Here is a 26,722-nt window from a genome sequence, read left to right on the forward strand (position 1 = left end):
TCGCACCGGGTACCGAGTGTGGGCTCCGGGACTGACCGACCGCTGACCGATGACTGACGTACCGCTGACCCCGCGGCGGGGCATCCCAGGTCCCCGTACGGGGTGCGTGGCGCCGGGGCGTACGCGTCAGCCATCGGTCAGCGGTCGGTCAGCCATCGGTCAGTCCGCCGGACAAGACTCGGCGACCGAAAGCGGTTCTGGCCGTCCGGGAGACGAGGAGCACTCGAGTGGTTGCACGTCGTCGAGACCCTGGCGGTGCCCGGTGAACCGGACCGCGGTGCTGGCCGGCGTCGGCAGCTGTCTGCCGCGGAGGGCTGTCTCGAACGACGAGCTGGCCGCGCGGCTGGACAGTTCCGACGAATGGATTCGCTCGCGGACCGGAATCGGACAGCGGTACTTCGCGGCGCGGGGAACGTCCACCTCCGACCTGGCCGTCGGGGCGGGCGCGAAGGCCCTGAAGTGCTCGGGTGTCTCCACCGTGGACGCCGTGCTCGTCGCCACGACCACGCCGGACCGGCCCTGCCCGGCGACAGCGCCGACGGTGGCCGCCCGCCTCGGCATGACGGGGACCGCCGCCTACGACGTGTCCGCCGTCTGTACGGGCTTCGTGTACGGACTTGCCACGGCGGCGGGTCTCATCTCCGCGCAGATCGCGGACCGGGTGCTGGTCATCGGCGCCGAGACGTTCTCCACCCTGCTCGACCCGGAGGACCGGTCCACGTCCGTGATCTTCGGAGACGGGGCGGGCGCCGTGGTCCTGCGCTCAGGAGATCCCGCGGAGCCCGGCGCGCTCGGCCCCTTCGACCTGGGGAGCGACGGCGAGGGCGAAGACCTGATCACCGTACGCGCGGGTGGTTCGCGGCAGCGGCTGTCCGGAGCGGAGCCGGACGCCGGCGACGAGTACTTCACCATGTCGGGCAAAGAGGTCTTCCGGCATGCGGTACGCCGGATGACCGGGTCGGCGCACACGGTCCTCGCCCGGGCGGGCTGGCAGGCGCAGGACGTCGATCACCTCGTCAGCCACCAGGCCAACCTCCGGATCACCAACCATGTCGCCGACGAGGTCGGGATTCCCAGGGCGCGCTGCGTCAACAACATCGCCGAGGTGGGCAACACCGCCGCCGCCTCCATCCCGCTCGCGCTCGACCAGGCGCACGCCGACGGCAGGTTGCGGCCCGGGCAGCGCATCCTCCTCACCGCGTTCGGCGGCGGGCTCACGTGGGGGTCGACGGTACTGACCTGGCCGCAGCTGGACCGCGTCTGAGGACGAGAGAGCAGGAGCACAGCATGAGCGTGATGTACGGCAGGCTGGTCGATCTTCTTGTCGATCGTTTCGAGGTGGACCGCGCTGAGATCGGCCCTGACACCACGTTCGAGGACCTCGACATGGACTCCTTGTTCCTCGTGGAACTCCTCCTGGTGATCCAGTCCGACTTCGGTGTGGCCGTCGACGACGACGCCGCTTCCCCCGGTGACACGATCACCGCGGTCGCCGTGCTCCTCGAAAGCCTCACTGCCCCCGCGGCCTCGTCATGACCGCACCCCCACCCGCACCCGCCCGTCACCGGCAGGTAGCGGCCGAGCGCCAGGGCCTGCCGGGATCCGAGCCGAGGACGACCATGAGCACACAGCAGTCAATCATCAACTACATCGCCGGCGTCTGGCTCGACGGCGACGCCGACGGGCTCGACGGGCAGGTTCCCCTCGCCGATCTCAACATCATCGACTCGGCCGGGATCTTCGACCTCGTGCACTACCTGCAGGGCGACTTCCGGATCACTGTCCCGCTCCAGGAGATCGTTCCGGCGAACTTCCGGACGGTCGACGCGATCGCGGCACTTGTCGAACGGCTGCAGCGCAAAGGAGAGAGCGTCCGATGACGAACATCACGGGGGGCAGGCAGGACACCGGCAGTATCCACCGGCAGGTCGTCGACATCGTTGCCGCACGGACGCTCTACGACGAGTCCTATCTCCTGCCCGAGAGCCACTTCGAGGCCGAACTCGGCATCGACTCGGTCATCTTCGAGTCGATCCTCACGTCGGTGAAGGAGCACTTCGGGCTCGACTCACCACTGCCCCAGGAACTTGCCACCATCCGGCAACTCGTCGACGCCGTCGACGACGCGCTCGGCAGGGCGACCGACAGGACGGACTCGTCCGAGGACACCGGCAGTGCCGCCAGGCTCGCCGGCGGCGACGCTCTCCTGGAGACCGTCGTCACCGTGACCATGCGGCACACCCAGTACCAGCGCCATCAGCTGGGACTCGATGCCGACTTCGAGAGCGAACTCGGCATCGACTCCGTCGTCCTGGCGTCGATCGTCGCCGACTCCGTCGCGGAACTCGGCCTCCCCGGCAGCCTGGCGAGCACGATCACCGCGACGTCGCTGCGTGCGCTCCTGACGGAACTGCGTCCCTTCTACGAGGTCACGCGCCTCACGGAGCGGGCATCGACCGCCGGCCGGACACCGGTCGCCACGGCGGAACCGGACACCGAGCCCGCCGACGAGAACGCGGCCTGGGACGGCCGCTCCATGAAGGACTTCATGGAGGAGCGTGACAGCGACCTGTTCGCCAAGACCCGCAGCTTCGCGAAGTACCTGCGGCGGCGCGAGGCCGAGCGGCTCTACTGGTACGGGATGCCGCTGCACTCCCGCTGCGAGAACCGGGCGGTCATCCTCGACGAACTCACGGGCCACAAGCGCGAGTTCCTCATGTTCGCGTCCAACAACTACCTCGGCCTCGCCAACCACCCCAAGGTGATCGAGGCCGTCTGCGACGCCACCCGCGAGTACGGAGCGACGCACACCGGCTCCCGCTTCATCGGCGGCACCAACGCCCTGCACAAGGAACTGGAACGCCGGCTCGCCGCGTTCAAGCAGCGCCCCGGCTGCATCGTCTACCCGGGCGGTTACGCCGCGAACCTGGGCGCGATCTCCGCGCTGGTCAAGAGCTACGACACCCTCGTGGTCGACAAGCTCAACCACATGAGCATGGTCGACGGCGCTCGGCTCTCCGGTGGGATCCGCAAGATCTACCAGCACAACGACATGGCCGACCTGGAGCGGATCCTCAAGCGCTCCGACGACCGGTCATCGGGCAGGCTCATCGCCGCCGACGGCGTGTTCAGCATGCACGGCGACATCTGCGACCTGCCCGAGATCGTCCGGCTGGCCAAGGAGTACGACGCCAGGGTCCTGATCGACGACGCCCACTCCACCGGTGTCCTCGGCGAGCGCGGGTCCGGTACGGCTGAGCACTTCGGCCTGAAGGGCGAGGTCGACCTCGAACTCGGCACGATGAGCAAGGCCCTCGCCGGCATGGGCGGGTTCGTCGTCGGCGAGGAAGAAGTGATCGAGTACCTCCGCTTCTACTCGAACTCGTACGTGTTCGCCGCCAACATCCCCGCCGGTGTCGCCGCCGGACTGATCGCGTCGATCGACATCATCGAGTCGGAGCCCGAGCGGATCACGAAGCTCTGGTCCAACATCCGGCTCCTCCACAGCCAGCTGGCCGACGCCGGGTTCGACCTGGAGAACACCCAGAGCGCCATCCTGCCCATCGTCATCGGCGACGAACGCAAGGCGATGGAGATGGGCCGGGCCGTGCGTGCGCGAGGGCTCTTCTGCCAGACGGTGGTCTTCCCCGGCGTGCCGCTCGGTGACGCGCGGCTGCGCGTCAGCGTCACCTCCGAGCACACGCGGGAGGACCTGGAGACCGCCGCGGGGATCTTCGTCGAGGCCGGCCGTGAGGTTGGCGTGCTGCCGTCGGCACGGTGAGGCAACGGTGACTGGAGCAGGCATGACCCAGACGATGAACGAGTCCGACATCGCGTTGATCCGGCTCCCGCGGGCTCTCACCGAAGAGCAGGCGGCGCGCCCCGCCTTCGTGGGCGCGCGGACAGTGACCTACGGAGAACTGGCGGCGGACGTGGCCGCCGTGGCCTCCGGTCTGCTCGGCCTCGGGGCCGCGGTGGGCGACCGCGTGGCGATCTGGATGGACAAGCAGCCGCGCTACGCCGAAACGATCCTCGCGGCCCTGCAAGCAGGATGCGCCTACGTGCCCCTCGACGGAGGCCAGCCACCCGGCCGGGTCGCGACCATCCTCACGGACTCCGAGCCGGTGGTGCTCTTCACCGACCGCCGGCACCTGGACGCGCTGGCCGGCGGCCTTCCCGCGTCGATCCGGACGATCGTGCTGGCCGACGAGACGGACAGCCCGAACACGGACAGCCCGAACACGGGCAGCCAGGGGACGAGCCGCCAGGGGACGAGCCGCCAGGAGCTGAGCGGCGCTGTCGCCGGTCCCGACGGCAGGCCGATACCCGTGCGGTCGTGGACCGACTTCGCCGCCGGTGCGGCCGGGCACGTCGTGATCCTGCCCGCACTGGAGCGCGACGACCTCGCCGCGATCCTCTACACCTCCGGGTCGACCGGTACGCCCAAAGGCGTCCGGATCTCCTACCGCAACCTGGCGAACTTCATCCGCTGGGCCCGTGCCGAACTGTTCGTGGGCCCCGACGACGTGTTCGCCAACCACGCCTCGTTCAACTTCGACCTCTCCACCTTCGATCTGTTCACCGCGCTGTCCGTCGGCGCCGGCCTGTGGATCGTCCCCGACGACCAGGCACGCGACGTCACGGCGCTCGCCCACGGCATCCGCGAGCACGGTGTCACCGTGTGGTACTCCGTGCCCTCGGTACTGAACCTCCTCACGGCCTCCGGGGCACTCACCGCCGAGACCGTACGCAGCCTGCGCTACGTCCTCTTCGCCGGTGAGGTCTTCCCGATCCCGCAACTCCGCGCGCTGGCCGCGCGACTGCCCCACGGGACGGAGCTGTACAACCTCTACGGCCCGACCGAGACGAACGTCTGCACCTATCACCACGTCCGCCCGGAGGACCTGGTGCGTGACGAGCCGGTGCCCATCGGCACGCCCGTTCCCGGCGCCCGGGTGTCGGTCGTCGACGGCGAGGGGCACCCTGTCGAAGGGCCGGACGCGATCGGTGAGTTGATCGTGGAGGGCGACTGCGTCACCCCGGGCTACTGGCGGCGGGAGTCGGAACCGGCAGCCGCCGGGCACTGGAAGGGCCGCCATGCCACCGGCGACCTGGTGAGCCACGAACAGGGCAGCCTCGTCTACCGCGGGCGCAAGGACCGTATGGTCAAACTCTCCGGCTACCGCGTGGAACTGGGCGAGATCGAGGCTGCGGTGCTGCGGCACCCGGCGATCGCCGCAGCGGCCGTCGTCGTCGACGGGCCGGGAACCGATCCGAGGATCGCCCTCCATTACACGCTCAACGACGGCGCGCGCAGGCCGAACCTCATCGAGATCAAGCGGCACTGCGCCCAGCACCTGCCCCGGTACATGCTGCCGCGGACGGCCACCTGCCTGGAAGAACTGCCGCGCAACGCCAACGGCAAGACCGACTACCACCGCCTGGGCGGCGGGACGGCCGAGCCTGCCCAGCGCCCGCAGGCCCTGCCCGGCAAGTGACGGAGACGTTCATGAACCAAGTTGCGACCGAGACACACTGGCAGGGGAACGAGCCGAAGAGCGTCGCCGGGCTGCTGCGGCACCACCTCGAACACCGCCCGGACGCACTCGCCTACCGCTTCCTCACCGGCGCCGGCGCCGGTACAGGCATGGGCACCGGACCCGGTACCGGACCCGGCACCGCCACCGGCACACCCGATCCCGGTGCGGACGGCGCGTCGTGGACCTACCGCGAACTCGACCTCCGCGTCCGCGGCGTGGCCGCGCGCCTCCAGCGCGAGGGCCTGGCGGACAAGGCGGTCCTGCTGCTCCAGCCCCCGGGGCTCGACTACATCGCAGGCTTCCTCGGCTGCCTCTACGCCGGAGCCATCGCCGTACCCGCGTACCCGCCGGACACCAGGCGCTTCGGCCAGACCATGCCACGCCTCGCGGCGATCGCCCGGGACTCGCAGGCGACGCACGCGCTGACGACCGCGACCTTCGCCCGCTCCGTCGCGACCAGGAAGGACGAGATCAACGCGCTCGGGCTCGACGGGTTGCGCTGGCTGGTGACCGACGACCTCGACACCGCCGGAGCCGACGACTGGCGGGACCCCGGTGCCGCGGGCGATGCACCGGCCTTCCTGCAGTACACGTCCGGCTCGACCTCGGCCCCCAAGGGCGTCATGGTCAGCAACGGCAATCTGATCCACAACCTTCGCTCGATCCATCACCGTCTGGAGCACGACGCGGACTCGGCCATGGTGTCGTGGCTTCCGCCGTACCACGACATGGGCCTGATCGGCGGCATCCTCACCCCGCTGTACGGAGGGTTCCCCGCCCATCTGATGTCGCCGATGTCCTTCGTACGGCAGCCGCTGCTCTGGCTGGAGACGCTGTCCCGGACCCGGGCGTCCACCAGCGTCGCGCCCAACTTCGGCTTCGAGCACTGCGTACGAAGGATCACGGACGAGCAGTTGGAGGGCCTGGACCTCAGCCATTGGCGGCTGGCGCTGAACGGCGCCGAGCCGGTACGCGCCGACACACTCGACCGGTTCGCCGAGCGCTTCGCCCCCAGCGGCTTCGAACGGCGTGCCCTGCTGCCGTGCTACGGCCTCGCGGAGGCGACGCTGATGGTGACCGGCCTGGCGGCCACCGAGCCGCCGACCGTTGGCGCGTACGCGTCCAATGCGCTCGGAGCGGGCGTCGCCGAGCCCGCAGGCGAACCGGCGGACGGGCGGGTGACCCGGGTCGTCGGCTGCGGCCCCGCCGTCGACGGTGTGGACGTCGCGATCGTCGACGCCTCCACCCGGCGGCGGATCCCCGCCGGGGACCGGATCGGGGAGATCTGGGTCGCGGGCGGCAGCGTGGCGCTCGGCTACTGGCGCCGGCCCGAAGCCACCCACGAGACCTTCGGGGCCCGCATCGAGGGCGAGGACGACACGCCCTACCTGCGCACGGGCGACCTGGGCTTCCTGCGCGACGGCCAACTGCACGTCGTCGGCCGCACCAAGGACGTCGTCATCGTGCAGGGCCGCAACCACTACCCGCACGACATCGAGCTCACCGTGGAGCAGGCCGACGACTCACTGCGCACGGGCAGCGGCGCCGCCTTCGCGGTCGAGGTGGACGGCGTCGAGGAGATGGTCGTCGCCTACGAGGTCGAGGGCAGGCGGGTCGACAGCGCGCCGGCGCTCCTGGCGAAGCTGCGCACGGCGATCGCCGAGGAACACGACGTCACACCGCACGCCGTCGTCCTCCTCAAGAGGTCGACGGTCCACAAGACCACCAGCGGCAAGATCCAACGCCAGGCCTGCAGAAGCGACTTCCTCGGCCTCGGACTCACGGTGGTGGCGGCGAGCGTCACCCGGGACACCGAGACGCCCCTGCCGGGCGACGCTCTCGCCGACCTGCCCCCCGGCCGCCGCGGACAGCGGGTGATCGACGCCGTCACCGAGGTACTGACCGACGTCTCGGCCGCCCCCGCTCCCGACCTGAGCAACCGCACGTTCGCCGAACTCGACCTGGACTACACGTCACTCCTCACCGCCGTACGGGACCTCGAACAGCGACTCGGCACCGCGATCGCGGTGGGGGAGCTGCTGGTCCGTCCGCGGGTCGACACGCTGATCGCGCTGCTCCTCGGCGAGAAGCCGGGGGCAGCCGATGGCGAAGATCCCGGCTCCTCGACCCCCGAGACCACGCGGCTTGAGCCGGCCGGGACCACTCGGTCCGAGACGTTGCGGGAGCCGGAGGCGATCGAGGCGTGGCTCGTCGGGAGGGTCGCGGGCCGGCTCGGGCTGCCCACGGCGTCGATCGATGTCACCAAGCCCCTGGCGTCCTTGGGCCTCGATTCGAAGCAAGCCGTCGCGATCCTGGCCGAGCTCGGCTCCGAGACGGGCCGCGAGGTGACGACGAGTGCGGCATTCGACCACCCGACCATCCGCGCTGTGGCCGCCCACTTCGGCGGAGAAAAGGGGCAGTTCACGGCCGGCTCGACGATCACCACGGCCTCGTACGACGGTCGTGCGGACGAGCCGATCGCGATCATCGGCCTCGGCTGCCGCTTCCCCGGCGCCCCGGACGTGGACAGCTACTGGCGACTCCTCGTGGACGGCCGCGACGCGATCACCGAGGTCCCCGGCGACCGCTGGGACCGCGACCAGGTGAGCGCGCCGGGTTACGGCGGATTCATCGACCATGTCGACGAGTTCGACCCCCGCTTCTTCGGCCTCTCGGCCAGAGAGGCGATCCGGATGGACCCTCAGCAGCGGCTGCTCCTGGAAATCGCCTGGCAGACCGTGGAGGACGCGGGCCTTGACCCGTCCCGGCTCGCGGGCAGCGACACCGGGGTCTTCGTCGGCATCAGCAGCCATGACTACTCCGAGCTGCAGCTGAGCCGCCTGGACACGATCGACGTTCACGCGGCCACCGGAAACGCCCACTCCATCGCGGCGAACAGGCTGTCGTACACGCTCGACCTCCAGGGCCCGAGCCTCGCCCTCGACACGGCGTGCTCGTCGTCGCTGCTGGCCGTCCATCTGGCCTGCGAGAGCCTGCGCCGAGGGGAGTGCGGCGCGGCGCTCGCCGGCGGGGTGAACCTGCTGATCACCCCCGGCCTGTCCGTGGCGTTCTCCGAGGGCAACATGCTGTCGTCGGACGGCCGTTGCCGTACGTTCGACGACTCCGCGAGCGGCTACGTGCGCGGCGAAGGCGCGGGTCTGGTCCTGCTCAAACCCCTCTCCGCCGCGATCGCCGACGGCGACCGGATCCACGCCGTGATCAGGGGCGCGGCGACCGGACACGGCGGTCGGAGCAACGGCCTCACGGCGCCCAAGGGTTCGGCCCAGCGGGCGGTGATCGAGCGGGCGCTCGCCCAGGCGGGGCTGAGCGGCGACGAGATCGACTACGTCGAGGCACACGGCACCGGCACCTCGCTCGGCGACCCCGTCGAATGGGAGGGCCTCGCGGCCGTCTACGGCAGCCGCCGCACAGCGGACAGCCCGTGTCTCGTGGGGTCGGTCAAGACCAACATCGGTCACCTGGAAGCCGCCGCGGGCATCGCAGGACTCATCAAGGCGGCGCTTGTCGTACGCAACCGCCAGGTACCGCCGACGCTCCACCTCCGCACCCCCAACCGGCACCTGGCCTGGGACGACGCGGGACTCGGCGTACCGACGCGGCTCACCGACCTGCCGGACGGGACCGCGGTACGGGCGGGGGTGAGCTCGTTCGGATTCGGCGGGTCGAACGCGCATGTCGTGCTCGAATCGCCCCCCGAGCCGACGCGCGACGACGCGGTGCCCCCGAAGCGGCCGGTGCACGCGCTGTGCCTGTCGGCGCACACACCGACGGCGCTCACCGCCCTGGCACAACGCTGGCGCACTCACCTCGCCGCCCATCCCGACGCGGACCTCGGCGACCTCTGCCACACGGCGAGCACGGGCCGGGCCCAGCTCGCGTTCCGGGCGGTCGTCACCGGCGGCTCCACCGAGGCGTTCGACACGGCGCTCGACGCCCTGGCCCGCGGCGAGGCGTCGACCGCCGTCGTCCGCGGCCATGCCGGACCCGGCGCGGCACCGAAGGTCGCGTTCCTGTTCAGCGGCCAGGGCACGCAGTACACGGGCATGGGCAAGGGGCTGTACGACACGCACACCGGCTTCGCCCGCACCCTCGACCGGGCCGACCGCGTACTGCGGCCCCAACTCGGCGTTCCGCTCACGGAGTTGCTCTTCTCCGAGGACGGCGCGGACCGGCTGCGTAGCACCCGCTACTGCCAGGCCGCCCTGGTCGCGCTGGAGGTCGCGCTCGCCGAACTGTGGATGTCGCTCGGCGTACGCCCCACCGCCCTGCTCGGGCACAGCATCGGGGCGTACGGCGCCGCGTGCGTGGCCGGCGTGATGTCCCTGGAGGACGGACTGACCCTGGCCGTGGCGCGCGCCCGGCACATGGACGAACAGCCGGGCGACGGCGCGATGATCGCCTGCGCCGGGGACGCGGAGGCGATCCGCGCGGCGGCCGCCGGATTCGGCTCGGTCTCCGTGGCCGCGGTCAACGCTCCGGGCCAGCTGGTGCTGTCCGGGGCACGCGAGGAGATCGACGAGGTACGTGTCCTGCTCCAGGACCGGTCCGTCGTGGTCAAGCCGTTGGCCGTGTCGCACGCCTTCCACTCCCCGTTGATGGCCGGTGCGGCTCAGCCGCTGCGCGAGGCGGCCCGTGCCGTCGCCTTCGCGGAGCCGGAGATTCCCTGGGTCTTCGACGCGACCGGTGAACTCGTCACCACGCGGATCGGGGCCGACGACTGGGCCGAGCACCTGCTGGGCACGGTGCGTTTCGCCGACGGCTTCGAGACGCTTCGCGGGCTGGGCTGCGACGCGTTCGTGGAGATCGGCCCGCATCCGACCCTGCTCAACATGGCGCGCACCATGACGGCCGCGGACGACAAGAACCCCGTGCTGTGGCTGCCGTCCCTGCGACGCGGCCGGGGCGGGCACACCGGCGGCGGCGACTGGGGGACACTCCTGCAGTCGCTCGGCCGCCTGCACTGCGCGGGCGGCGAGGTGGACTGGGCCGCTCTCGACGAGGGGTACCGCAGGCCCCCGCTCCCGGTACCGCACGCGGTCTTCGAGCGACAGCCGTACTGGTTCCGTCCGTCGCCGCGGGAGGACGGAACGCACGCCTCCGTTCAGCCCACGGCCCCGAACGCCGAGGTTCCGACGGCCGCGGTCCTGGCTGCTGTCGTTCCGACAGTTGCCGTCCCGACAATCGCCGTCCCGGCCGACAAGGGGATCGCACGCCGTGCCGTGCTCGGCGATGTCGCGCGGGTGTGCTCGTTCCCCGTCGAACAGATCCCCCTGGACGCACGTCTCGGCGCGGACCTCGGGTTCGACTCGCTGATGCGGACCGAACTGGAGCGCTCCCTCACCCGGCAGTTCCCGGGCGGCCTGGGGCAGGACCTGCCCGAGGACCCGACCGTCGGGCAGCTCGTGGACCTCCTCGGCACCGGAGGCAGCACCCCGGTCCTCCCGGACCGTGACCATTCGGACCATGACCACCCGGGCCGTGTCCACCCGGCCGACGGCTCCCGCGAGTCCGCGGAACCGGCCGGCTCCCTGCCCGCCGCGGCCGGCCCCGCCCATGCGGTCAAGCAGGAGCGGGAGTTCGAGGAGTGGGCCGAGTACGCGGAACTGCAGGGCCGGCTCCGCCGGGCCAGGTCGAGCGGCGCGAATCCGTACGGCCGGGTGCACGAGGGATACAACTCCGGCCGAGCCAGTGTCGAAGGCCGCTCGGTCATCAACTTCTCGTCCTTCAACTACCTCGCCCTGTCGAACCACCCCCGCGTCCGCCGGGCCGCACAGGACGCCATCGACCGGTACGGCACCTCCAGCTCGGCTACACCCCTGCTGTTCGGCGAGACACCGCTGCACCACGAACTGGACGCCGAGATCGCCTCGTTCCTCGGTACCGACGCGGCCATCGTCTACGCCGGAGGCCATGCCACGAACGTGGCGACGATCGGTCACCTCTTCGGGCCCGAGGACCTGATCCTGCACGACGAATGGATCCATGACAGCGCGGTACGCGGCTGCATCCTCTCGGGTGCGCGCCGCAGGCCCTTCCCGCACAACGACTGGCGGGCCCTCGACTCGTTGCTGGGCACGCTGCGTTCGCAGCACCGGCGGGCGCTGGTCCTCATCGAGGGCGCGTACAGCCAGGACGGTGACATCCCCGACCTGCGCAGGTTCATCGAGGTCAAGGAACGCCACGGCGCGATGCTGATGATCGACGAGGCGCACTCGATCGGCGTCCTCGGACGCACCGGCCGGGGCATCGGCGAGTACTTCGGCGTCGACCGCCAGGACGTCGACCTGTGGATGGGCACGCTGAGCAAGGCGATCGGCAGCCTCGGCGGATACATCGCGTCCCGCGGGCCGATCATCGAATACCTCAAGTTCACCGCCCCGCTGCACATCTTCAGCACCGGAATCTCGCCCGCGAACACGGCCGCGGCGCTGGAGGCGATCCGGGTCATCAGGGACGAGCCGGACCGGGTGGCCCGGGTACGGCAGCTGTCCGAGCACTTCCGTGACTCGGCGCGGGCCCGCGGACTCGACATCGGCGTCTCACGTGCCTCCGCGGTGATCCCGGTCATCATCGGCGACTGGGAGAAGACCATGGCGCTCTCCAACACCCTGCTCGACCAGGGCGTGAACGTGATGCCGATCGGCTACCCCGCCGTCGCCCGCGACGAGTGCCGCCTCCGCTTCTTCATCAACGCGGACCACACCGAAGCAGACCTCGAACACTCCCTCGACCTCCTGGGGCGGGCCATGGCAGAGAAGAACACGACGGGAACGTCCTCGACCGAGTCCCAGTCCGAGTCCACGTCTGCGTCCGCGCACGCACCCGCTCCTGCACCCGAACCGGAGCGTCTCAGTGCCGTCGAAGCCGACGCCCACTCCGGTGCCGACGTCCTGGTCGCGGGCGCGAGCGGCTTCATCGGGGGACACCTGACCCGTCGGCTGGCCGAGCGCGGCCACCGGGTGCGGGTACTGGTCCGCCAGGGCAGCGACTGTTCCGCCTTCGAGGGCGTCGACGTCGAGATCGCGACCGGCGACCTCGACGACCCGCGGAGCCTCCGTCGTGCCACCACCGGTGTGCGCCACGTCTACAACTGCACGGGCATGTCGGCCGACTGGGGCCCCTGGGAGGACTTCAGACGGATCAACGTCGACGGCAGCCGCAACCTGGTCGAGGCCGCGCACCACGCGGGCACGGTCGAGCGCTTCCTCCACGTCAGCACCACCGACGTCTACGGCTACCCGGTCACGCCGTGCGACGAGAGCGCGGACCTCAACGACATCGGACTGCCGTACAACCGCAGCAAGGCGCTCGGCGAACGCGCCGTGCGGGAGACGGCCGAGCGGGCCGGCCTGCCGCTCACCGTCGTGCGGCCGGTGTCGGTCTACGGCCCGCGCAGCAAGGACTTCGTCATCGAGATCGCGACCCTCCTGCTGAGCAAGCAGATGGTCTACATCCGCAGGGGCGAGGTACCCGCCGGGCTCATCTACGTGGGCAATCTGGTGGACGGGATGATCGCCGCCTGCACGTCCGAAGCCGCGGTGGGCAAGGTGTACAACCTGCGCGACCAGGACCTGACGACCTGGCGGGAGTACATCGAGGCGCTGGCCCGCGGGCTCGGCGTCAAGTCGCCCGGGTTCAGTCTGCCGACACCGGTGGCACGCGGGGTGGCCACGGTCTCGGAGAAGCTCTACGGCGCGCTGGGAATCAAGGCCCGTCCGGTACTCACCCGGCACGCCGTCCACCTCTTCGACCGCGACCAGTCCTACGCCGTCGACCGTGCCCGCGACGACTTCGCCTTCAAGAGCGAGGTGGGCTTCGAGGAGGGCATCGAACTCACCCTGGCCTGGCTGGACTCACCGGAGGGCCGCAAGCACGTCACCCGCTGACCAGCCAGAGCCAGAGCCAGAGCCGGAGCCGGCGACCGGCGACCGGCAGACAGGCGCACGTCAGCCGCGACCAGCCAGTGCCGGCGACCGGCAGACAGGACGGAGAGGACCCACGTGCACACCACTGAGCGGCCGCCAGGCAATCCGCCGGCTTCGCCGGCTGCGCGGCCACCGACCGGCGGCTGGTTCCCCGGCGTCGAGTCGGGGACCGCAGCCGGGACGGGCACCGAAGCCCGGACGGACACCGCGCCGCTGCGGTTGATCTGTTTCCCGTACGCAGGTGGCACGCCGTCCGTCTACCGCGGCTGGGCCCAGCACCTCGGCGACCGCGTACAGGTCGTGCCCGTGCTCCTGCCCGGGCGGGGGCTCCGCCTGCGGGAGACGCCGTACACCGCGATGGTCCCGTTGGCCTCGGACATCGCGGACGCGCTCGACGCGTGCGAACTCGCCCACGACTACGCCCTGTTCGGCCACAGCATGGGCGCCCTGCTCGCCTACGAGGTCGCCTGCGAGCTGCGCGACCGCGGCCGGCCCGAACCCGTGCACCTGTTCGTGTCGGGGAGCAAGGCCCCCCATCTGTACGGCGACCGCGACGACCACACGCTCTCTGACGCGGAGTTGCGGCAGCTGGTCCGCGGCCTCGGCGGCCTGGGCGCCGACGACACCATCGGCAGCTCCTACCTGGAGCGGCGGCTGCCGGTGCTCCGCGCCGACCTCACCGCCTGCGAGACCTACCGCTGGACTCCGCGGCACCCGCTGGCCTGCCCGATGACCGCGTTCTCCGCCACCCGTGACCCGATCGCGCCCGCACCCGAAATGGAGGCGTGGCGCGCGTACACGAGCGGTTCCCTCCTGCGACGGCACCTGGAGGGCGACCACTTCTTCCTCAACGGCCCCGCGCGGCTGACACTCCTGCGCGAGATCCGCGGCGAACTCGCCCGACTCACCGACGAGTCGGGCGCACCCGGCCCGGACATGCCAGACCGACTCCCCACTCCGAAGAGGGAACCCTCATGGATCTACTGAGCCTGGCCAGGACCGTCAAGGACCGGGTGGAGGAACCGATCACCGACGTGCTGGCCGCGGCCAGGATCGTCACGGATCCGCGGACCCCGCTCCTACTGGCGCTCTCCACCCTGGTCGTCACCCCGCTGTACCGGGCGTCGTTCCTGGCCTCCGCCGCAGGGTCCGGCGTGCTGCAATGCCTGGCCGTGCGCCCGTGCGACCTGGACAGCCTGGCCGAGTATCTGGAGGTCCCCGACGACCGCCGGCGACTGCGCGCCTGGCTCGACATCGGCGTCCGCCTCGGCGAGTTCGACATGCGCGAGGGGTGCTACCGGCTCAAGAGCACCCCGGCCAAGCTCCTGGCCCAGGTCGGGAACGACGCCGTCGCCGCCACCCTGGAAGAGATCATGCGCTTCCACGTACCCGTGCTGCTCGACGCACCCCGGATGCTCAAGACCGGCCGCGGCTTCTCCCTCGACGACCAGGACGGACCGGTCATCGCCCGCTCCTCCCTGGCCCTCCAGGGGTTTGTCCAGGAGGCCATCGGCAAGACCCTGGAGCGCGACAGGCCGGTCCGGCTGCTGGAGATCGGCTGCGGCACGGGCACCTACGTCCGCCACGCCGCGGAACTCAACCCCCGCCTGACCGCCCTCGCGGTCGACCTGCAGAAGGACGTCGCGGTCCAGGCCGCCGACAACATGGCCCGATGGGGGCTCACCGACCGGGTCGAGACCCGCCAGGGAGATCTGCGGGAGCTCGAACTCCAGCCCCAGTTCGACCTCGTCACCCTCCACAACAACATCTACTACTTCCCTCAGAGCGAGCGGGTCGAGGTACTGGAGCGCGCTCGGTCGTTCCTCGCGCCCGGCGGCCGACTGCTGCTCACCTCGTCCTGCCAGGGCGGCGGCAACCTCAGCCTCGACGTGCTCAACCTCTGGTTCGAGTACGCCGACTTCGGCGGCCCGCTGCCCCAGGAGGACGAGCTGACCGCCCAGCTGGAGAAGGCGGGATTCGCCGACGTCCGGGCCACGCAGATCATCCCCACTCAGCCGTTCCGCGCGTTCGTGGGCACCAACGCTCCCGCCGCGACTGCCTGACCAGGCCAGGAGACCTCATCATGAACACCCGAACGGCAAGCAACCCGGCCTCCGCTCCCGCCACGACGCTGTCGGACGCCCCGCACTCCGAACTGGTGGCCGTCCTCGGCCGCACCGAAGGCGCCGGTGTCGGTGTCGGTGTCGGTGTCGAGACCCTGGGCGGCAAGGCCGCCCGGCTCGGCGAGATGATCGAGGCCGGGTTTCCGGTCCCGCCCGCGTTCTGTCTCACCACCGGACTGTTCGACCTCTTCCTGCGCGAGACCGGCCTCGCGGCGGAGATCCGCGCCGCCGAGGCCCGCGCCGCGGACAGCCGGACGGTCCGAGAGCTGATCGTGGCCAAGGACATCCCCGAGCCCATCGCCCGGACGATCCTCGCCGCCTACGAGGACCTCGGCCGCCCCAGGGTCGCGGTCCGCTCGTCCGCCTGCCGGGAGGACTCCGCCGCGCAGTCCTTCGCCGGCCAGCACGACACGGTCCTGGACGTGTCGGGCGACCAGACGCTGCTCGACGCGGTGAAGGTCTGCTGGGCCTCGCTGTGGTCCGACCGCGCGGCCGCCTATCGCGAGGGCACCGGCCCCGCGGGCTCCATCGCCGTGGTCGTGCAGGAGATGGTCGACGCCGACGTCAGCGGCGTCCTGTTCACCGTCGACCCGATCAGCGCACGGCCCAACCGGCTTGTCGTGGAGGCCTGTTGCGGCCTCGGTGAGGGCCTGGTCTCCGGACGGGTATCCAGCGACTTCTTCGTCGTGGACGACCGCACCCTGGAGGTCGTCGACGAGCGCGTCCGCTACAAGGTGACCAAGTGCGCGCCGCTCACACCCGGCCGGATCGGCATGACCAAGGTCGACGCCGCCGACCGCAACGCGCCCTGCCTGACCCGCGAACAACTGGACACACTCGCCCGGCTCGCCATCGAAGTCCGGTCCCACTACGGCACCGAGCAGGACATCGAGTGGGCGATGCGCGACGGCACGCTGTACCTCCTGCAGACCAGGCCCATCACCACCCACCCCCAGAGCAAGACCGTGGACGCGGAGCGCAGCCCCTACCTCGTACCGCAGCCCGACACCGTCCAACGGGGCACACTGTGGTCCCGGATGGACATCGGCGAGATCTTCGTCGGCCTGATGTCACCGCTCGGCCTGAGCTTCGCCCAGTACTACCAGCACCACGTGCACGACGACTGCTCCGCCGCGCTCGGCGTCCGTGACACCGGCGAAGTCGCTCTGCAGATGGGCCACTTCCAGGGCCACGTCTATCTGAACATCTCCTACACGGCGTACCTGCTCGGCCAGGCCGTACCCACCCGCGACCAGCGCCACTTCACCAGCCGCTTCGTCAGCGAAGAGGTCGACCTCGCCGCGTACGCGAATCCCTTCGGCACCTTCCCCGGGGGCATGGAGGACCTGCTCTCGACGGTCCACTGGGTGCAGGCCACGGCGACCGAGATGCTCAGCATGACTCACCGGGCCGAGGACATGGTCGCCTCACGGCTCTACGAGTTCGACCGCGCCAGGCAGTTGGATCTGACGCGGATGAGCCGCCGCGAACTCGACGCCGAACTCGCCCGGTACCTGGCCTTCTTCCACGACGCGCACGTGGGCTACATGCCCTACTACATCAACGCCTTCGGGTTCTACGGCGTACTGACGGCGCTGTGCGCCGGCTGGCTCGGCGCCGACGGCGTCAACTTGCAGAACCGCATGAAGACCGACATGTCCAGTCTGCGGACCGTGGCGTCGGCCCAGGAGATCTGGGGAGTGGCCCAGGCCGCCAAGGCCAGGCCGCGCGTCATGCGGATCATCAATGAGACGCCGCTCGAAGAGGTCGAGGTCCGGCTGCGCGAGGACGCCGAGGGACGCGCCTTCTGGAACGCGCAGATGGAGCCGTTCCTGCGAGCCAACGGCACGCGTGGCCGCCAGGAGATGGAACTCACCCACCCGCGCTGGATCGACGACCCCTCGTACATCTTCCAGATGATCCGCCGCTACTCCGCCGACGGCTTCTCCATCGACGACATCATGGGGCGCAGCCGCGCGCACGAAGAGGGCGACGTCCGGGCGGTCCTGGAGAAGCTGCCGCTGCCCAAGCGGAAGACCATCGAGACGGTCATCTCGATGTACGCCCTGTGCAGCGAACTGCGCGAGACCACGCGCATGTCGATGATCACGTCGATCTGGCTGGTCAGGAACGTCGTGTACGAGGTCGGCCGCCGACTCGTCGAAGAGGGCGTCCTGCACTCCCTGGACGAGGTCGCCCACCTCGACTTCGAGGATGTACGGACCTATCTGCGCGGGTCGGACACAGCGCGCGAGGTGTTCTCCCGCGCCAAGCTGGACGAGCGGCGGCGCATGCACGAGTACCACAACCGGCTGCCCGAACCGCCCCTCACGTTCATCGGTGAGCACGACATCACCCAGGCGGTGCGGCCGGTCGCCGACGGGGAGCGGCTGGAGGGCCTGGGCTCCAGCCCCGGGCGGATCGTGGGCCGCGCGCGCATCGTGGAGGACCTGGTGTGGCAGGCCGACGAGTTCCAGCCCGGCGAGATCCTGGTCACCCGCTATACCGACGCCTCCTGGACACCGCTGTTCGCCATCGCCGGCGGTGTGGTCACCGACATCGGGTCGATGCTCTCGCACAGCTCGATCGTGGCGCGGGAGTTCAACGTGCCCTCGGTGGTCAACACCAAGCACGCCACGCAGCGCATCAACACGGGCGACATGATCATGGTCGACGGCGACACCGGCATCGTCGAAGTCGTCGAGGGCTGAGCCGTGCCGAGATCCGACAGCAGGCCGCGCCGCGTTTCCCATGGCGCGGGTCACCAGAGGAAGGCAACGAGATGATCCCCAACCAGTGGTATCCGATTCTGCAGACCAGCGACATCGAGCGCGACAAACCCACCGGCGTACGCCGCATGGGCGAGGAGCTCGTCCTGTGGCGCGACCTCAGTGGCGATCTCGTGTGCCAGACCGCGCGCTGCCCGCACAAGGGAGCCAACATCGCCGACGGCCGCCTCAAGGGCAACACCGTCGAATGCCCTTACCACGGCTTCCGGTTCGACTCCGAGGGCGCGTGCAAGGTGGTGCCGGCCCTCGGCGCGGAGGCCCGCATCCCCCTCTCGCTCAAGCTGAAGACGTACCCGGTGCGTGAGGAACACGGCCTGGTCTGGCTGTGGTGGGGGGACCAGCGGGAGAACCTCCCGGCGATCGAGCTCCCGACCGAACTCGTGAGCAACCCGAGGCCCTACGAGACGATCTCCTGGAGCCGGCCCGTCCACTACACGCGTTACATCGAGAGCCTTCTCGAGTTCTACCACGTGACCTTCGTGCACCGGGATCACTGGACGAACAACATCGACTACACTTTCATGTACGGCACCGCGCGCAATCTCTGGACGGACGGGCGCGAGCGCTACATCGCGGCCAACAAGATCGTCAACCACGAGGTCGAGGTCGAGGGGACCACCATCCGCTCCACCTTCGACCAGTGCGAGGAAGCCAACCCGGCCAACAGCTCCCACTTCAACCTCATCTACCAGGCTCCGGGACTGACGCACGTCAAGACCGGCCTGCTGGAGATCACCACCTGGCTCACCCCCATCGACGACGAGAACACCCTCGCCATCATGCGCCTGTACGAGTACCCGCAGCTCAAGATGATGGTGCCCGTCAAGCAGCTCCGGCCCTGGGTACTGAGGGCGTCACTCCTCATGGAGAAGCTCGTCCAGGACCCCCAGGACGTGAGCATCATGCTCCGCCAGGAGCCCAAGGTCAGCGAACGAGGCGTGAACAAGTTCATCGCCGTGGACGAGATGAACGCCAAGTTCCTGCAGATGCGGGACCGGCTCAAGGCGGAAGCGGCGGCAGCGGCGGACGCGGTGGAGACGGACGGCGACCTCCCCGTGGCCGAGCCGGTCGACGCCCCGGTCATGGCCAACGGGGACGCTTCGGGCGGGGCGAACGGAGCCCGCCGCAAGCGCGGCGAGACGTCGAGCCGGACGGGCAAGCTGGCGAAAGCCCGTTCCTGACCGTCCGCAACCTGACCACGAAAAGTCGGAAGGCGAGTGTGAGAGATGTACGGCGGGTACGACGCGTCGACCGGTCCGAAGGCGGTGGTGACGGCATGCAACGCGCTTGCCGTCGCGGCGGCCGCATGGTTCCTCTTCGGCGGCACGGACACGGTGGCGGACTGGTTCGGGACCGATGCGGACCACGCCGAGGTGCTCCGCCGGGGGCTTCTGATCGCTCTCTCGGCGATCTACCTCCTGCGGTTCGTCGCCACGACCTTCGTCATGCTGCGGCGCAGCATGGAGTGGTCGGAGGCAGTGACCGTGGGCGTCTGGGTCGTCATCATCCACGGAACGATGGCGTACCTGGGCGGGACCAACACCGCTTCCGTTGGAGTCCTGACCTGGCTCGGTGTGGCGCTCTATTTCTTCGGCTCGTACCTCAACACGGGCTCGGAGTACCAGCGCAAGGTGTGGAAGCAGGTGCCCGAGCACAAGGGCAAGCTCTACACCGAGGGCCTCTTCAAGTACTCCATGCACATCAACTACTTCGGCGATGTCGTGCTCTTCACCGGCTTCGCCCTGGTGACGGGCAGCCTGTGGGCTTTCGTCATCCCGGCGATCATGGCGTGCATGTTCTCCTTCCTGAACATTCCCATGCTCGACAAATACCTGGCGGAGCGGTACGGCGCAGCCTTCGAGCAGTACGCCGAGAAGACCGCCAAGCTGGTGCCGTTCGTCTACTGAGCGCGTCATGGGAGGAAGAAACACATGAGTGGGACAAGCAGCGAAGGACGATTCAAGGCCGCGCAGGACCGGACCAGCCCTGGGGACCTGCTCGCGGACGTGCTCGCCCAAGGGATGCTCACCCTCGCGCGGGGCCGTGACTTCCTCGACCGCTGTCTCACCGAGGAGCAGAGCGCCGACGACTTCGGCTTCGATCCCGAACTCACCGACGAGTTGCTGCTCGCACCGTTCCGGCCCCTCTACGAGAAGTACTTCCGCGTCGAAGTGGAAGGCCTGGAGAACGTGCCGAGCGACGGCGGCGCCCTGGTGGTGGCGAACCACTCGGGCACACTTCCGCTGGACGCGCTGATGCTGCAGGTCGCGCTGCGCGACCATCACCCCGCACATCGCGCGCTGCGGTTGCTCGCGGCCGACCTGGTCTTCGAACTGCCGGTGCTGCGCGTACTGGCCCGCAAGGCGGGCCACACCGCCGCATGCATGGACAACGCGCTGCGGCTGCTGGAACGCGGTGAACTGGTCGGTGTGATGCCGGAGGGCTACAAGGGGCTCGGCAAGCCGTTCGCCGAGCGGTACCGGCTGCGGCGCTTCGGCCGGGGCGGCTTCGCGTCCGTGGCCCTGCTCACCGGGAGACCCATCGTGCCGTGCTCCATCGTGGGCGCCGAGGAGATCTACCCGATGGTCGCGGACGCCCAGCCCCTGGCCAAGCTCCTCGGTCTGCCGTACTTCCCGGTCACGCCGACGTTTCCCCTGCTCGGCCCGCTCGGCGCGATCCCGCTGCCGACCAAGTGGACGATCCGGTTCGGTGAGCCGGTGCCGACCGCTCACTACTCACCGGAGGCGCTGGACGATCCGATGTTCGTGCACAAGATCTCGGACGAGGTGCGGGACACCATTCAGGACACGCTCGACGAAATGGTGGGCGAGCGGGGTTCGGTGTTCGGGTAGACCCGTGGCGCACGAGTAGATCCGCGTCGCACGAGCGGATCCGCGTTGCAAGAGGGCATGGTTCACCATGCCCTCTTCGCGCATCTGTCGGGACGGAGGTCAGCCCGCGGCGTCCCGTTCCCAGCGGTAGAAGCATCGCGCCATGGCGTCCTGGGGGCTGCGCCAGGTCTCCGGGTCGTAGGCGGAGACGTACGGGGCGAGCCGCTGACTGACCCCGCGGAACTCCGGGTGGCCCGCCATCCGGGCGATGGCGGGAGCGGGGTCGCGTTCGCTCTCGATGAGGTGCAGGTACACGTCGCCGAACTCGAAGAGGCTGCGCCGGGTGACCCCCACGAGGTGGGGCAGCTCGCCGCTGTCGGACTCGGAGAACACCTGCGCGATGTCCGGTGCGGCGCCGGGCGCCATTCGGGCGACGATCAGAGTGTGGTGCATAGGGATGTCTCCTTCGCCGGTCGGGTCGATCAGGTCGGTCGGGTTGGTCGGGCGGATCGGGCGGATCGGTCGGCGTCGGTTCAGTCCGTGAGTACCGCGGCCGTGTGCCGCTCGCCGGCCGCCTCCTCGATCCGGTCCCGGATGAGCGCCAGCTGCGTACGGGAGTTGCGGTTGATCATCGCCGTCATCCCCGCGTCGTTGACGGGTGCGTCCGGCTTCATCGCGAAGTCCTGGACCCAGCGCATCCGGGTGCCCTTCGGGGTCTCGGCGTACGCCCAGTTGATGTTCATGTACTGGAAGGGGCCGGTCTCCACACGGTGGGCGCGGACGGTTCGGGTCGTCGGGTCGGCGACGCGCTCGGACACCCAGCTCCACACCTGGCCCTGGTCGTCCGGGTGCATGGTGATCCGGAAGGTGGTGCGGTCGCCGTCGCGGTCGAGCACCTCTACGGAGGCGTACTCGCTGAACAGCTGCGGCCAGCTCTCGATGTCGTTGGTCATGTCCCAGACGAGCTCCAGCGGTGCGTCGATGGTGATCTCGTTCTCGGTGTGGCCCGCCATGTCACGCTCCCTTCCTCAGTACGTCGTTGACCACCGCGAGGAACTCCGCGGGTGTTTTGGACCGTTCCATCTGCTCCGGCAGCGCCAGGCCGTAGCGCTTCTCCAGCTCGGCCACGATGCCCAGCATGCCGAGGGAGTCCAGGCCGAGGGTGTCGAAGCCGGCGTCGGGCCGCTGCTTGAGGACATCGGGATCCACGTTCACTCCCGCGGTGCGCGTCATGAGGGCGGCCAAGTCCTCGACAGTGACGCGGTAGTCGACCTGGTCGGTTCGGTCGGTCATGCGGGGGTGCTCCTTCGGTCGGAGGACGGCGTGCCGCCCTGACGCAGGACGAGCGCGGAGTTGAAGCCCATGAGTCCCCGGCTGAGCACCAGCGCCGTACGCGGCTCGGCGGGGCGTGCCCGGCCGACCACCAGGTCCAGGTCGTGGCAGATGTCGAACACATGGGGGGTGGGCGGGATCATCCCGTGCTCCATGGCGAGCACCGCGGCCGCCACGTCGAGCACCGGCGCCGCGCAGTACGCCCGTCCGGTGCCCGTCTTGGGCGCGGTCACGGGTACGCGTCGTGCGTGCGGGCCGAGGGCGTCGGCGAGGGCGAGCGCCTCGGCCCGGTCCGCCTCCGGGACGCCGAGAGCGTCGGCGAACACGACATCCACGTCCCCGGGCCGGCAGCCGGCTTGCGCCAGTGCCGTACCGATCGCTCTGGCCAGCCCGGCCCGGGACTCCTCCCAGCGGGAGGCGCCGGTGAACGTGGCCGCGTGCCCAGCCACCGTCGCACGGGCTTCGGCCCCGCGGACACGCGCCGCCCGTTCGTCCTCCAGGACGAGCACGGCGCCGCCCTCGGCGGGCACGAACCCGCAGGCGGCGGAGGTGAAGGGACGGTAGGCGCGCTGCGGGTCGGCACTGCGGCTCAGCTCGGGGTAGCCGAGCTGACAGACGATCGAGTACGGGGCCAGCGGGGCCTCGGTCGCGCCGACGAGGACCGTGTCGGTACCGCGGTGTACGGCCAGGGCGGCGTGCGCCAGGGCGTCCAGGCCGCCGGCCTCGTCGCCGGCCACGACACCGCACGGGCCCTTGAAGCCGTTGCGGATGGAGATCTGGCCGGTGCTGGCCGCGTAGAACCAGGCGATGGACTGGTAGGGGCCGACATGGCGGGGTCCCTGCCCCCAGAGGTTCTGCAGCTCGCGTTGCCCGAACTCGCCGCCGCCGGAGCCCGCTGCCGTCACCACGCCCACGGAATAGGGGGAGTCGGCATCGGTGCGGCCCAACCGGGCGTCGTTCATGGCGAGTTGGGCCGCGGTCAGTGCCAAGTGTGTGAACCGGTCGGTCTGGACGAGGAACGGCTCCTCGATCAGCTCGGTCGCGTCGAAGTCGCACACCTCGCCCGCGACACGCAGTGGGAGGTGCCCGCAGCCTTCCCTGGTGACGGGGCCGAGACTGCTGCCGCCGTCCGCGACCGTCTTCCAGAACGTCTCGGCACCGATGCCGTGCGGGGACACCACGCCGAGCCCGGTCACCACCGCACGCCGGGGTTGTCCTCCGCTCATCATCGTCCCTCCTCCGGCCCGGTCAGGACCACCGCGGACTGGAAGCCGCCGAAACCGCTGCCCACCGACAGCACACTGCGCAGCTTCCGCTCGCGGGCCACGCGTGGCACATAGTCCAGGTCGCACTCCGGGTCGGGCGTCTCGTAGTTGGCCGTGGGCGGCACCACCTGGTGAGCCAGGGCGAGGACGCACGCGACGACCTCGATCGCGCCGATCGCGCCGAGCGAGTGGCCCACCATGGACTTGATCGAGCTCATCGGGGTCACGTACGCGTGGGCGCCCAGCGAACGCTTGACCGCCGCGGTCTCGTGGCGGTCGTTCTGCAGGGTGCCCGAGCCGTGCGCGTTGACATAGTCGATGTCGGAGGCGTCGAGACGCGCCTGGTCGAGCGCGGTGTCGATCGCCCGTGACATCTCCAGGCCCTCCTTGGTCAGCCCGGTCATGTGGTACGAGTTGCCGAAGGTCGCGTAGCCGGCGATCTCGCAGTACACCTCCGCGCCGCGGGCCCTCGCGTGCTCCAGTTCCTCCAGGACGAGCACCCCGGCGCCTTCCCCCATCACGAAGCCGTTGCGGTCGGCGTCGAAGGGACGCGAGGCGTGCGCGGGATCGTCGTTGTTCGGGGAGGTCGCCTTGATGGCGTCGAAGCACGCCATGGTGATCGGCGAGATCGGTGAGTCGGACGCGCCCGCGACGCATATGTCGGCCCGGCCCTCGGCGACGGCGTGGTAGGCGTACCCCACCGCGTCCAGCCCGGACGTGCACCCGGTGGACACGGTCTGCACCGGTCCATGGACGCCGAACTCCTCGGCCACGGCGGAGGCGAGCGTGCTGGGGGAGAAGGCGCGGTGCAGATGGGGTTCCGCCCGCCGTTCGTCGACGTCCCAGCGGGAACCGCGCTCACTGACCAGGACGTAGTCGTGCTCCAGACGGGTGGTGCCGCCGACCGCGGTGCCCAGCGTGACGCCTGTCCGCCAGGGGGCCTGCCGCCGCAGGTCGATGCCCGCGTCGCGGACCGCCTCGGCCGCGGCGACCAGCGCGAACTGTATGTACCGGTCGCAGCGGCGGGTCGTCTCCTCGTCCAGCCCGTGCGCCGACGGATCGAAATCGCACTCGGCGGCGATCTGCGAGCGCAGGGCCGAGGGGTCGAAGAGGGAGATGCGGCGCGTCGCCGTACGGCCATTGGACAGCAGGTTCCAGAAGCTCGGGACGCCGATTCCGCCCGGGGCGACGACGCCTGTGCCGGTGACGGCGACCCGCCGCCGATTCACGACACGGCCTCGGCCGGTGCGGCGGGGCGGTCGTCCCGGTGGGCGCCGGCGTCCGTCTCCTCCTCGGTGTCGACATGCCCGATTTCCGGCCGGGGAGCCAGCGGGCCCAGGTGAAAGACGAGGCGTGCCTCGCCGTCGCCGACGTTGCGGAAGCGGTGCCGCAGGTTCGGCGGGATCAACATCCCCTGGCCGGTGTCGAGGCGGTGCGGTTCGCCGTCCAGGTCGACCTCGAAGGTGCCGTCGGTGACGTACACGAACTCCTCGGAGTACGGGTGATAGTGCTCGCCGACGCGCTCTCCGGGCTGCACGATGGCCACGCCCATGAATCCGCTGGTCGACCCGACCGTGCTCGGCGTGAGAAGGGCGCGGAGGTCCCCGCCGCGACGACGGTTGGGCGGTGTGTCGTCGAGGGAGACGATGCGTGTCTGCTGCTCTGTCATGTCGGTCACTCCGGGAGATGGGGGGACAGGGGTGGGTGCGGCCGGCGTCAGGGAGCGGGCGATCGGCGGTCGGTGAGGGGCTGCATACGGGTGTGCGCGAGCAGGCGCAGCAGTGTGCGGTCGTCCGTCAGCGGCCCGTCGACACCGGCTGCCGCCGCGTCCAGCAACCGCTCGGCCTCGGCGACACCGGCGGGCTCGTGCAGGGCCAGGACGAACGCGGGCGCCTCGTCCGGTTCGCCCGCCACGTCGACGAGCCGTACGACGAGGTCGTCGTGGTGGAAGACGGTCGCCGCGCGGACCGGACTGGCCGGGGCACTCGCTGCGGCCTCGTCCTGCCGTGCCAGCAGCCGGGCCAACGCGGGCCCGGCGCCCGGCCTGACCGGGTAGTGCAGCGCGTAGCGCCGCACGCGCGACTCTTCCGGGCGTCCGGAACTCACATGGTGGACGGCGGGCAGCGCGGCCCGGGTGAAGAACAGGCGGGCGGACTTCGGATCGTCCAGGTCCCGCTCCTGCTCCAGGTAGGGGTTGAGGGCTTCCTCGACGGCGCGCACCTCGGGCTGCCGGGCGACGTGCCGCAGTGCCGTCTGCAGGGTGCCCTGCACCTCGACCGCCCGGACGACCCGGTTGCCGTGCAGGAACAGGGACGTGCGCAGCAGCCGGGTGGAGTCGTCCACCCGCGCCTCGGGCGACGCGTATCCGGAGAGGATCTCCGCGGCCTTGGACTCGCTGCCGGGCCTGACCGTGAAGGTCAGGGCGTGCCGGACGACGTTGGAACCCGGGCGAGGGGCGGGTTCCGGCCGTTGCCCGGGCTCCGCTCGCGCATCGGCATGGGCGCCCGTGGTCTCGCGCAGGACGCTGTAGCGCATGGAGTGTGTGTCGCGGACACAGTTCTCGAGGGGCGCGACCATCTCCAGGTGCTCCTCGCTGTTGACCCAGGCGAGGAACGGCGGAGCACTCTCCCACTCGCTCGTGATGAGCCACTGGGTGGGATTCTCGACGGACTGGCACAGCTGGTCGCTGACGTGCCCCGGTACGTCGGCGACCCGGTACCGCATGTACTCGTAGGCGTCCACGAACTCCTGCTGAGTTCCGTCATGGATGTCCAGCATCAGGACGACCCGCACTCTGGACCCGTCGAACGCCGATACGGAGACACCGTCCGAAAACGTCGACAGGGCGGGGGGAACCGTCATCCGGCACACCTCTTCCTCGGGAGACTTCCTCGTG

The 26,722-nt window shown here is 70.2% G+C and carries 19 protein-coding genes; 12 read left to right on the plus strand and 7 right to left on the minus strand.

Annotated features, from left to right (window positions below; all coding sequences use genetic code 11):
* Positions 1–262: 262 nt before the first annotated feature.
* The 12 genes from OHA11_RS46395 (at position 263) to OHA11_RS46450 (ending at position 21,250) form a co-directional block, all read left to right on the plus strand.
* Positions 263–1,264, plus strand: a complete 1,002-nt coding sequence (locus OHA11_RS46395; protein WP_266508486.1) for a beta-ketoacyl-ACP synthase III — start codon at positions 263–265, stop codon at positions 1,262–1,264.
* 23 nt (positions 1,265–1,287) lie between these two features.
* Positions 1,288–1,536, plus strand: a complete 249-nt coding sequence (locus tag OHA11_RS46400) for an acyl carrier protein (RefSeq protein WP_266508487.1) — start codon at positions 1,288–1,290, stop codon at positions 1,534–1,536.
* An 83-nt stretch (positions 1,537–1,619) separates the two neighbouring features.
* A complete protein-coding gene (locus tag OHA11_RS46405; RefSeq protein ID WP_266508488.1) occupies positions 1,620–1,880 on the plus strand; it encodes an acyl carrier protein in 261 nt (86 codons plus the stop codon).
* On the plus strand, positions 1,877–3,781 hold the full coding sequence (locus OHA11_RS46410) for an aminotransferase class I/II-fold pyridoxal phosphate-dependent enzyme (protein WP_266508490.1): 1,905 nt from the start codon (positions 1,877–1,879) through the stop codon (positions 3,779–3,781). The genes OHA11_RS46405 and OHA11_RS46410 overlap by 4 nt, the downstream gene beginning before the upstream one ends.
* 22 nt (positions 3,782–3,803) lie before the next feature.
* The gene (locus tag OHA11_RS46415; protein WP_266508492.1) at positions 3,804–5,498 is read left to right on the plus strand and encodes an amino acid adenylation domain-containing protein; all 1,695 of its coding nucleotides are present in this window, start codon (positions 3,804–3,806) and stop codon (positions 5,496–5,498) included.
* Between the two features lie 11 nt (positions 5,499–5,509).
* On the plus strand, positions 5,510–13,447 hold the full coding sequence (locus tag OHA11_RS46420; RefSeq protein ID WP_266508493.1) for a type I polyketide synthase: 7,938 nt from the start codon (positions 5,510–5,512) through the stop codon (positions 13,445–13,447).
* 114 nt (positions 13,448–13,561) lie between these two features.
* A complete protein-coding gene (locus tag OHA11_RS46425; protein WP_266508494.1) occupies positions 13,562–14,473 on the plus strand; it encodes a thioesterase II family protein in 912 nt (303 codons plus the stop codon).
* Positions 14,461–15,549 carry a cyclopropane-fatty-acyl-phospholipid synthase family protein gene (locus OHA11_RS46430; RefSeq protein ID WP_266508495.1) on the plus strand — a complete coding sequence of 363 codons (1,089 nt, stop codon included), beginning with the start codon at positions 14,461–14,463 and terminating at the stop codon, positions 15,547–15,549. Before OHA11_RS46425 ends, OHA11_RS46430 begins: the two co-directional genes overlap by 13 nt.
* Before the next feature lie 20 nt (positions 15,550–15,569).
* Positions 15,570–18,320, plus strand: a complete 2,751-nt coding sequence (locus OHA11_RS46435) for a PEP/pyruvate-binding domain-containing protein (protein WP_266508496.1) — start codon at positions 15,570–15,572, stop codon at positions 18,318–18,320.
* 71 nt (positions 18,321–18,391) lie between these two features.
* On the plus strand, positions 18,392–19,579 hold the full coding sequence (locus tag OHA11_RS46440; protein ID WP_266508497.1) for an aromatic ring-hydroxylating dioxygenase subunit alpha: 1,188 nt from the start codon (positions 18,392–18,394) through the stop codon (positions 19,577–19,579).
* 45 nt (positions 19,580–19,624) lie between these two features.
* Positions 19,625–20,305 carry an isoprenylcysteine carboxylmethyltransferase family protein gene (locus OHA11_RS46445; RefSeq protein WP_266508499.1) on the plus strand — a complete coding sequence of 227 codons (681 nt, stop codon included), beginning with the start codon at positions 19,625–19,627 and terminating at the stop codon, positions 20,303–20,305.
* Between the two features lie 114 nt (positions 20,306–20,419).
* Positions 20,420–21,250: a lysophospholipid acyltransferase family protein gene (locus OHA11_RS46450; protein WP_266508665.1), complete on the plus strand. Its 831-nt coding sequence runs from the start codon at positions 20,420–20,422 to the stop codon at positions 21,248–21,250.
* Positions 21,251–21,349: 99 nt separating this feature from the next.
* Here the strand turns inward: OHA11_RS46450 and OHA11_RS46455 are convergent, their stop codons facing one another.
* The 7 genes from OHA11_RS46455 to OHA11_RS46485 all read right to left on the minus strand — a co-directional run bounded on the left by OHA11_RS46455 (position 21,350) and on the right by OHA11_RS46485 (position 26,688).
* Positions 21,350–21,682, minus strand: a complete 333-nt coding sequence (locus tag OHA11_RS46455; protein ID WP_266508501.1) for a TcmI family type II polyketide cyclase — start codon at positions 21,680–21,682, stop codon at positions 21,350–21,352.
* Positions 21,683–21,762: 80 nt separating this feature from the next.
* A complete protein-coding gene (locus OHA11_RS46460; protein WP_266508503.1) occupies positions 21,763–22,242 on the minus strand; it encodes an SRPBCC family protein in 480 nt (159 codons plus the stop codon).
* Between the two features lies 1 nt (position 22,243).
* Positions 22,244–22,522, minus strand: a complete 279-nt coding sequence (locus tag OHA11_RS46465) for an acyl carrier protein (RefSeq protein ID WP_266508505.1) — start codon at positions 22,520–22,522, stop codon at positions 22,244–22,246.
* Positions 22,519–23,787, minus strand: a complete 1,269-nt coding sequence (locus OHA11_RS46470) for a ketosynthase chain-length factor (RefSeq protein ID WP_266508667.1) — start codon at positions 23,785–23,787, stop codon at positions 22,519–22,521. Before OHA11_RS46470 ends, OHA11_RS46465 begins: the two co-directional genes overlap by 4 nt.
* Positions 23,787–25,055 carry a beta-ketoacyl synthase gene (locus OHA11_RS46475; RefSeq protein WP_266508506.1) on the minus strand — a complete coding sequence of 423 codons (1,269 nt, stop codon included), beginning with the start codon at positions 25,053–25,055 and terminating at the stop codon, positions 23,787–23,789. The genes OHA11_RS46470 and OHA11_RS46475 overlap by 1 nt, the downstream gene beginning before the upstream one ends.
* Entirely contained in the window at positions 25,052–25,495 is a 444-nt protein-coding gene (locus OHA11_RS46480) for a cupin domain-containing protein (protein ID WP_266508508.1), read from the minus strand. The genes OHA11_RS46475 and OHA11_RS46480 overlap by 4 nt, the downstream gene beginning before the upstream one ends.
* 47 nt (positions 25,496–25,542) lie before the next feature.
* A complete protein-coding gene (locus OHA11_RS46485; protein ID WP_266508510.1) occupies positions 25,543–26,688 on the minus strand; it encodes a SchA/CurD-like domain-containing protein in 1,146 nt (381 codons plus the stop codon).
* Between the last annotated feature and the right edge of the window lie 34 nt (positions 26,689–26,722).

Origin of the sequence: Streptomyces sp. NBC_00878, assembly GCF_026341515.1 — a bacterium.
In the GTDB taxonomy this organism is placed as follows: Bacteria; Actinomycetota; Actinomycetes; order Streptomycetales; family Streptomycetaceae; genus Streptomyces.